The 8,821-nt window shown below is 56.3% G+C and carries 8 protein-coding genes; 6 read left to right on the plus strand and 2 right to left on the minus strand.

Going from position 1 to position 8,821, the window contains the following annotated elements:
* Together Q0510_RS18365 and porV are read left to right on the plus strand one after the other, a co-directional pair.
* On the plus strand, positions 1-648 hold a 648-nt coding region (locus tag Q0510_RS18365), incomplete at its 5' end, for an MBG domain-containing protein (protein WP_298715113.1).
* A gap of 44 nt (positions 649-692) precedes the next feature.
* Positions 693-1,793, plus strand: a complete 1,101-nt coding sequence (gene porV, locus Q0510_RS18370) for a type IX secretion system outer membrane channel protein PorV (RefSeq protein ID WP_298715115.1) — start codon at positions 693-695, stop codon at positions 1,791-1,793.
* A 68-nt stretch (positions 1,794-1,861) separates the two neighbouring features.
* Here the strand turns inward: porV and galK are convergent, their stop codons facing one another.
* Positions 1,862-3,028, minus strand: coding sequence for a galactokinase (gene galK, locus Q0510_RS18375; RefSeq protein ID WP_298715117.1), 1,167 nt, complete (start codon positions 3,026-3,028; stop codon positions 1,862-1,864).
* Between the two features lie 340 nt (positions 3,029-3,368).
* A complete protein-coding gene (locus Q0510_RS18380) occupies positions 3,369-4,676 on the minus strand; it encodes a sugar MFS transporter (protein WP_298715119.1) in 1,308 nt (435 codons plus the stop codon).
* A 185-nt stretch (positions 4,677-4,861) separates the two neighbouring features.
* On the opposite strand from Q0510_RS18380, the gene Q0510_RS18385 reads away from it, so the two are divergent.
* From Q0510_RS18385 to Q0510_RS18400, 4 genes are all read left to right on the plus strand, one after another.
* The gene (locus Q0510_RS18385; RefSeq protein WP_298715121.1) at positions 4,862-6,490 is read left to right on the plus strand and encodes an MFS transporter; all 1,629 of its coding nucleotides are present in this window, start codon (positions 4,862-4,864) and stop codon (positions 6,488-6,490) included.
* Positions 6,462-7,427: an ROK family protein gene (locus tag Q0510_RS18390; RefSeq protein ID WP_298715123.1), complete on the plus strand. Its 966-nt coding sequence runs from the start codon at positions 6,462-6,464 to the stop codon at positions 7,425-7,427. Before Q0510_RS18385 ends, Q0510_RS18390 begins: the two co-directional genes overlap by 29 nt.
* Positions 7,428-7,449: 22 nt before the next feature.
* Positions 7,450-8,502, plus strand: a complete 1,053-nt coding sequence (locus Q0510_RS18395; RefSeq protein WP_298715125.1) for a N(4)-(beta-N-acetylglucosaminyl)-L-asparaginase — start codon at positions 7,450-7,452, stop codon at positions 8,500-8,502.
* A 75-nt stretch (positions 8,503-8,577) separates the two neighbouring features.
* Positions 8,578-8,821: copper homeostasis protein CutC (locus Q0510_RS18400; protein WP_298715127.1), on the plus strand; the 244-nt coding region annotated here is incomplete at its 3' end.

Here is an 8,821-nt window from a genome sequence, read left to right on the forward strand (position 1 = left end):
TACACCAGTTCTAATCCGAATGTGGCCACTATCGTTAACGGGAATATCCATATCGTGGGTGCGGGCAATACCACCATCACCGCGCGCCAGGCTGGCAACAATGATTGGCTGGCCGCAACACCGGTAAGCCGCACCTTTACTGTAGACAAAGCATGGCTCACCGTGACCGCGCGCAACCAAACGAAGGAAGCCGGTACGCCCAATCCCCAGTTCGCCATCGCGATAACAGGGTTTGTGCTGAATGAAGCTCCTCACGTACTTACACGTGCGGTTACCATCCAGTCCCCTGCCACCGAATACAGCCGTCCGGGTAAATATCCCATCATTCCCTCCGGCGGCGCGGCGGCCAACTACAATTTCCGCTATGTGAACGGTACGTTGACCGTGACCCCGAAAATCATCGACAACGTGAAAGCCTGGTGCAGCAGCCGCAGCACGCTACAGGTAAGGGTTTTTGTAACAGAAGCGCAAAGGGCGAACATCTTCCTGTACACCACTTCGGGCCAGCAGGTTTCGCCGTTCTTCCGTCAGCTGAACGCAGGCAACAACACCATCCAGATCGATGTATCGAACATCCCGACAGGCATGTACATCCTGCATATCAGCGGCGACAAAACCAAACTTTCACAAAACATAGCGATTAACTAAAAATAACAGCCGGGCCCGCGTGGCCCGGCTTCAAAAAGATACGCATGAAAAAGACATACCTGTTCCGCGCCTCCATCGCCGCCATGCTGCTGACCATAGCAGGCGCCGCCAGCGGGCAAACCACTGAACCCGTGAACATCACTTCCTCCGCCGTGCCGTTCCTGCGCATCCCGGCCGACGCGCGCGCCTCGGGCATGGGCAATATGGGGCTGGCCACCAGTCCGGATGCCAACAGCGGCCTGTGGAACCTTTCCAAAACGCCTTTCGCAGACAGCACCGGCTCACTGGCGGTGAACTACAGCCCCTGGCTCCGGGACGTCACCAAAGACGTATACCTGCTGCATGCCGGCGGGTATTACAAGCTGGGTGAACAGCAGGCGATCTCGGCCAACATCCGGTATTTCAGCCTGGGCAACCTGCCGCTGACGGATTACAATGGCCAGTTGATCAAGACCTCCTATCCCCGCGAGATGTCGTTCGATATCGGTTACGCCCGCAAGCTGACCGACCGGTTCGGCATCGGTGTGGCGTTCAGGTATATCCATTCGAGCCTCGTGCGGGGGAACCTCAATGAAGTCCGCTACAAGCCCGCAACCGCAGTAGCAGGCGATATCTCGATGTATTATTCCGGTTTGAATGAAGACGGCCAGGGTTTGACGGCGGGCCTGGCGCTGAGCAACCTGGGTTCCCGCATTGCTTATCGCGGCGATTCCGACCAGAAAGAATTCCTGCCCGCCAACTTCGGGCTGGGCTTGGCATATACGTTCGTCATGCAGGAGGATCACCGGCTGATGCTGGGAGCAGAAGGGAACAAACTGATGGTGCCGGAGATGAATGATGTGAAGGAATATTATGAAACCGGCGCGATGGCGGCCTGGTTCCAGTCGTTCGGTCACAATACCTGGCGCGCATCGGGCGGGGTGGAATATTCGTACCGCAATGCTTTCAGCGCGCGGCTGGGATATGTTTCCGGCAACCGGCAGGAAGGCAGGATCCAGGAGATGACCGCCGGGATCGGCGGGCGCTACCGGATGGTGGGGATGAACCTGTCGTATATGGTGCCCACAGGCAGCGGCGGCAGCCGCAACCCGCTGTCGAACACGCTGCGCATCGGCCTCACCGTTGACCTGGCGGCGCAACAATAAGGTGATCATTGCCTCAAAAAGGGAAAGCCGGCGCGATTGCAGCCGGCTTTTTCTTTTCGGTGAATATGTTATGCAATCGCTTCCGCGGCCAGTTCCACTTTGGCGCCGTCTTCAATGGAAGTGATATAGATTTCGGGAACGATGCCGTAACGCTGGTGAAATTGTTCCCGCACGAAAGCGCAGAAGTCTTCCACCTTACCGGTTTCAACGAGGTTGATGGTGCAACCGCCAAAACCGCCGCCCATCATCCTGGCGCCCGCTACTTCGGGGCGTTGGGAAGCCAGCTCCGCGAGGAAGTCCAGCTCCGGGCAGGACACTTCGTACAGTTTGCTCAGTCCCTCATGCGATGCGAACATGAGTGCGCCGGCTTCTTTCAGCTCATGGCGCTGCAGGTGCGCGCAGGCTTTTTCCACGCGTTCGTTTTCCTGGGTCACGTAGAGGCAGCGGTCGTAAACTTTGGCGGGCAGGAGGTGTTGCTGTTGCTGCACCTGGGCGGAGGTGAGGTCGCGCAGGCTGTTGATGCCGGGGTACACGGCGCGGAGGAGTTTCACGCCTTCCTCGCATTGTTCGCGGCGGACGTTGTATTCGGAAGAAGCCAGGGAATGGTGGACCATCGAGTTCACGAGCACTACTTTCACTTCGTCGGAGAAACGGAAGGGGAAATATTGATATTCGAGGCTGCGGCAATCGAGCAGCATGACGCTGTCTTTTTTACCGTGCAGGTTGGCGAACTGGTCCATAATTCCGCATTTCACGCCGGGGAAGGTATGTTCCGCCAGCTGGCCGATGCGGGCCATTTCCATGCGGGGGATGTTGAATCCGAGGAGATGGCTGAGCCCAACGGCCAGGCCTCCTTCTACGGCGGCGGAGCTGCTCATGCCGGCGCCGATGGGGATGTCGCCGGTGATGACGCAGTCGAACCCTTTCACCTCATACCCTTTTTGCTGGAGGTGAAACACCACGCCTTTGAGGTAGTTGATCCAATCGCCGCCGGGAACGATGTTTTCCAGGGCAAAGGAGGCGGTTTCGCCGCTGAAGAGGGCGTGGGCGTTGCAGGTATCGGTGCCGTTGAGGGCGATGGCGTAGATGATACGCTTATCGATGGCTGCGGGCAATACGAAGCCCTCGTTGTAGTCGGTATGTTCTCCGATCAGGTTGATCCGTCCCGGCGAGCTCACGATCAGTGGCTCCCGGTTGAAACGCTGGCGAAACTCCGCTATGGCTGTGGAAATCATTATAAGGGTAAATTTTACACCTAAAAATAGTAAAAAACCGCAGGAAACAAAAAGTTGCCGGGCCGCCCGGAGATTGTCATCACAGTTAATATACTATCAGAATAGCCCTTTTTCCATCACTTTTCGTGTTTTCGCAACTAATTGACAGTAAACTATTTATCCGTCAACCCTTCGTCCATCCTCCGTCCAAGCTCCCTATTTTACGGACAGTGAGCGGAGAATAGACGGAGGATGGCTAAAGGATGAAAACAGCGATTTCAATACGATATTATCATAAAGAGTGATAATAACAAAGGGCCGTCTTGCGACAGCCCTTTGCGGATATTTTTATTTGCGCTTGTTACGAAGCGGGAAGTCCTTTTTTGTGGCCGGAGGCTGCGAAGTAGAGGATAACAAGGTAGCATGGGATCATGATTGCGTAAGGCAGCTGACGATCACCGCCCATGGAATCCACCAGGCCGCCATAAACCAGCGGAAGGATGGCGCCACCGCCAATGCCCATTACCAGCAATGCAGAGCCGGTTTTGGTGAAACGGCCCAGCTTGTTGATGGCCAGCGGCCAGATGCCGGGCCACATGAGCGAGTGTGCGAAGCTGAGGAGGATGATGAACACGATGGAGGTCATTCCGCTCGTCAGCAATGCGCCTGCAGTGAATACGATACCCAGGATAGCGCAGATCATCAGTGCATTTTTCTGGGAAATCACTTTCGGCACGAGGGACACGCCCAGCAGATAGCCAACGCCGAATGCAAAGAGACAATATATCGCGAGATGCGAGGCAACGTCTTTCGCCAGGCCGGTGTATTCACCATACAGCGCAAGCGTATCGATAGCCAATACTTCCACACCCACATAGAGGAAGATGCTCAGTACGCCGAGCAGCAGATAAGGGATGTCGAAAACAGACTTGCGGCCGTATTTATCGGATCCGCCGGTTTCAGCGGAAGCGTCTTCTTCCTGGTTGATTTCGGGCAGGTTGGATTTGCGGACAAACACGGCGAGCAGCACCAGTACCCCGGCCATGATGGCATAGGGCATAACGAGGCGGCCGGCCAGGAGGTCGAGCTCAGCTTCACGCGCAGCGCCGGTGAGGGTATCGATTTTAGCGGAAACGGCTTCGGTATCGCTGAACAGAAGTTTCACCAGTACCAAAATACCAATGATACCGGCCACTTTGTTGCAGATACCCATGATGCTAATACGTTTAGCAGCGCTTTCGATTGGTCCGAGAATAGTGATATACGGATTGGAAGCGGTTTGCAACAGCGCCAGACCGGCACCCTGGGTAAAGAGGCCCACCAGGAATAACGGGTAGGAGCGCATCTGCGCCGCCGGGATGAAAATGATGGATCCGACTGCAATGGTCAGTAATCCCAAAGACATCCCACGGGGGAAGCCTATCTTTTTGAGAATCAGTGACGAAGGGATCGCCATCACCACATACGAAATGTAAAATGCAAAGGCTACGAGATATGCTACAGTGTCCGTCAACTCGCAGGCCTGTTTCAGAAACGGGATGAGAACGGAGTTCAGCCAGGTCACAAAGCCGAAAATAAAGAATAGCGTTGCGATGATAATCATCGCCTGCGTGTAGTTGTTGCGCTGAGCGGCCACGGGCGGCGTGGCTGTAGCTGTCTGATTACTCATGAATGACAAAGGTTGATTGTTCAAGAATGCCACGAACATAATGAACAATTCGCTAAATTCATAAATATATTAGCTAAAACGTTTGAGCAATGTAAAAAAATACGGTCTTACCGTTACTTTTTGCCCTTTTCTCAAAAAAATAATTATACATTTAGACCCTAAATTTTACCAAAATATAACGGTATATGTCCACGCCTAGCAAACAGGGTACGCACCCATCGTTCTCCGTACTGGTATTAGTTTTCTTTTTCTGGGGCTTCGTAGCAGCCTCCAACAGTATACTCATTCCCTTCTGTAAATCGCACTTTGAGCTGACGCAGATCCAGTCGCAGCTGATCGACTTCGCGTTTTACGGCGCCTACTTCGTAGGGTCCCTCATCCTCTATCTCCTTTCGGCCATGAAAGGGGTAGACATCCTGAACCGCATCGGTTTCAAAAAAGGTATCATATATGGCCTGCTCATCTCCGGCGTGGGCGCCGCCGCCACCATCGGCGCGGTGAACCTCGGGCTGGGCATGACCGACAAAACCGCTGCATTCTACCTTATCCTCGGCGCTTACTTCATCGTGGCGCTCGGCTTCTCGTTGCAGCAAACCGCAGCCAACCCCTTCGCCGTGTTACTCGGCGACCCGGCGGGTGGCGCGCACCGCCTCAGCCTCGCGGGCGGCGTGAACTCCTTCGGCACCACCATCGGCCCCATCATCGTAAGCATCCTGCTCTTCGGTTCCGCTAAAGTGAGCGGCACCGAAGGCGATACCGATATTTCCAAGATCAACGTATTGTACCTCACCCTCGTAGGCCTCTTCCTGGCCGCGGCGGGTATTTTCGCGGCCACCAAAATGCCGAAGGGTACGGAAGACGATCATTTCGAATCTTCCCCGAAAGCCACCCGCTCCCTGCTGGGCATCACGCTGATGTTCGTGGTGATCGCGGTCGGAACGGGCGTAACCACCCATCCGCTCCCCTACTTCATCGCCGGCATCATAGGCATCCTGGTAATCCTGTTCTACAGCCAGTTCAGCGCGCGCGGCAACGGCGAAGGCTGGGGCGCCATGAAATACCCGCAGCTCATCATGGGGATGATCGCCATCTTCGTGTATGTGGGCGTGGAAGTGAGCGCTTCCTCCAACCTGGGCGAGCTCCTGAGAACACCGGGCTTCCTCACACCGGAAGGCCTGCATGAATCCGAAATCAGCCCGTATATCTCCATCTTCTGGGGCGGCCTGATGATCGGCCGGTGGACGGGCGCCATCTCCGTATTCAACATTTCCAAAACCGCCCGCCAGGTGCTGTCTGTCGTAGTGCCCTTCATCGCCTACGGCGTGATCCTCGGCGCCAACGCCTGGAAAGGCAATGATATCACCCAGCTCTATCCCTTCGCGATCTGCATCGTGATCCAGATTGCGGGCTTCTTCTACGGCCAGGAAAAACCGACCAAAACGCTGCTCACTTTCGGGGTGATGGGCGTAGCGGCCATGGTGACCGGCCTGTTCACCACCGGTGCGGTAGCTACCTTCGCTTTCATCAGCGGCGGCCTGTTCTGCTCCGTGATGTGGCCCTGCATCTTCAGCCTCTCCATTGCCGGCCTCGGTAAATACACCGGCCAGGGCTCATCCTTCCTCATCATGATGATCCTCGGCGGCGCACTGGTGCCCCCGTTGCAGGGTGGCATCGCCGACAGCATCGGCATACATATGTCTTATATTGTGCCCGTGGTTTGCTTCGCTTACCTGGCATTCTTCGCATTACGTGTTAAATCAATTTTAAACTCCCAAGGAATAGACTATGAGTCAGCAACTAGCGGTGGGCATTGATATCGGTGGAACGAACACTAAATTCGGTATTGTAGACCGTCGTGGCAACATCCTTTGCCAGGACCGCATGTCAACCAAAGCACACGAAGAAGTTACCATGTTTCTGGAAGAGCTGCACCAGCGGCTCTCCAGACTGATCGAACAGGTCGGCGGCATTGAAAACATACGCGGTATCGGCGTAGGCGCCCCCAACGGCAACTACTATACCGGTAACATCGAATACGCTCCCAACCTGCGCTGGAAAGGCATCGTGCCCCTGGCGCAAATGCTGGAAGACCTGTTCGGGCTTCCTACCGTATTGACCAACGACGCCAACGCGGCCGCCCTCGGTGAAATGACCTACGGCTCCGCCCGCGGCATGAAAGATTTTATCACCATCACCCTCGGCACCGGCGTAGGCAGCGGCATCGTGGCAAACGGGCAGCTGATTTACGGGCACGACGGTTTTGCCGGCGAGCTTGGCCACGTGATCGTGGTGCCCGGCGGCCGCCTCCATCCCGGAACCGGCGCGCGCGGCTCGCTCGAATCTTATGCTTCCGCCACCGGCGTTACCAATACCGCCCTCGAACTGCTGGAAGCGCATCCCGAACTGGAATCCATGCTGCGCGACCACACCCGCGAAGAGATCGATTCCAAGCTCATCTACGAAGCCGCCATCAAGGGCGACAAGCTGGCAATCGAGATCTACGAGTTCACCGGTAAGGTGCTCGGCGAAGCGCTGGCCAACTTCGTGATGTTCTCCAGCCCCGAAGCCATCGTGCTGTTCGGCGGCCTCACCCAGGCAGGCGACCTTATCATGCGCCCCGTTCGCGAGCACATGGAAGCCAACCTGCTGCCCATCTTCCAGAATAAAGTGAAGTTGCTTTTCTCCGAACTGAAGGAAAGCGACGCGGCCATCCTGGGCGCCAGCGCCATGGCCTGGGAAATGAAAGATTAATGTTGCATTATCTTTGTGTAGTATGAAAAGCAGAAGGAACTTTTTGAAAACCGCCGCACTGGGCGCCGCCACGCTTTCGCTGGATGGCCTCCCCGCCGCGGCCGCTTCCCGCGGCACCGGCCGCAAGCCCATCGTGGTGTCCACCTGGGACTTCGGCATCGCCGCCAACAAGGCCGCCTGGGAAGTGCTCGCCAAAGGCGGGCGTGCCCTCGATGCCGTGGAAGCCGGCGTGCATGTGCCGGAAGCCGATCCGAAGAACGTGACGGTTGGTTACGGCGGGTATCCCGACCGCGACGGCCATGTAACGCTGGACGCCTGCATTATGGACGAGCTGGGGAACTGCGGTTCCGTAGCCGGCCTGGAGCACATCATGCACCCGATCTCCGTGGCCCGCAAGGTGATGGAGAAAACGCCGCATGTGATGCTCGTGGGCGACGGCGCGCTGCAGTTTGCGCTGGAGAACGGTTTCAAAAAAGAGAACCTCCTCACCCCCGAGTCCGAAAAAGCCTGGAAAGAATGGCTGAAGAAAGCGGAATATAAACCCGTCATCAATATCGAGAACCAGTCATTCGAAGGCAAGGGAACCGGTGCTACGGCATTCAACCCCCTGCGCCTCCCTGGCAACGCCTGGAACCACGATACCATCGGCATGGTGGCGCTCGACGCAGCAGGGAACCTTTCCGGCGCCTGCACTACCAGCGGCATGGCCTTCAAACTGCACGGGCGTGTGGGCGATTCGCCCATCATCGGCGCGGGCTTGTACGTGGATAACGAAGTGGGCGCCGCCACGGCAACGGGCGTCGGCGAAGAAGTGATCCGCGTGGTAGGGAGCTTCCTGGTAGTGGAACTCATGCGCCAGGGCTATCCGCCCGAAGCCGCCTGCAAGGAAGCGGTCATGCGCATCGTGAAGAAAAAACCCGCCAAAGCGAAGGAAATCCAGATCGGATTCCTCGCGCTCAACAAAAAAGGCGAGCACGGCGCATATTGCCTGCATCCCGGGTTCAGCTACGCCTGCACCACCGGCGTGGGCGAGAAAGAAGAAGTACTCATCAAAGGGAAATACTACTTTCAATAACATAGCATCTAATTATAAGATCGGCTACCGGCGCTTGCTGGTAGCCGATCCTTATTTTTGCACAAAACCAGTACGTTGAAAAGCATCACACTTGAAATATGCGCCACCTCCGTGGCATCCTGCATCGCCGCCGAAGAAGGCGGGGCCGACCGCATCGAGCTCTGCGACAACCTCCTGGAAGGCGGCACCACACCCAGCTATGGCATGATCGCCGCGGTACGGGAAAAGTGCAGCCTGAAAATTTACCCGATCATCCGCCCGCGCGGCGGCGACTTTTTATACGACGACGCCGAATTCGATATCATGAAACGCGACATCG

Source organism: uncultured Chitinophaga sp., assembly GCF_937874145.1.
Classification (GTDB): domain Bacteria; phylum Bacteroidota; class Bacteroidia; order Chitinophagales; family Chitinophagaceae; genus Chitinophaga.

What these genes read in the sequence shown, in the direction of transcription:
- porV (WP_298715115.1), top strand. Translation starts at nt 693, where the DNA reads ATGAAAAAGACATACCTGTTCCGCGCCTCCATCGCCGCCATGCTGCTG.
- galK (WP_298715117.1), bottom strand. Translation starts at nt 3,028, where the DNA reads ATGATTTCCACAGCCATAGCGGAGTTTCGCCAGCGTTTCAACCGGGAG.
- Q0510_RS18380 (WP_298715119.1), bottom strand. Translation starts at nt 4,676, where the DNA reads ATGAGTAATCAGACAGCTACAGCCACGCCGCCCGTGGCCGCTCAGCGC.
- Q0510_RS18385 (WP_298715121.1), top strand. Translation starts at nt 4,862, where the DNA reads ATGTCCACGCCTAGCAAACAGGGTACGCACCCATCGTTCTCCGTACTG.
- Q0510_RS18390 (WP_298715123.1), top strand. Translation starts at nt 6,462, where the DNA reads ATGAGTCAGCAACTAGCGGTGGGCATTGATATCGGTGGAACGAACACT.
- Q0510_RS18395 (WP_298715125.1), top strand. Translation starts at nt 7,450, where the DNA reads ATGAAAAGCAGAAGGAACTTTTTGAAAACCGCCGCACTGGGCGCCGCC.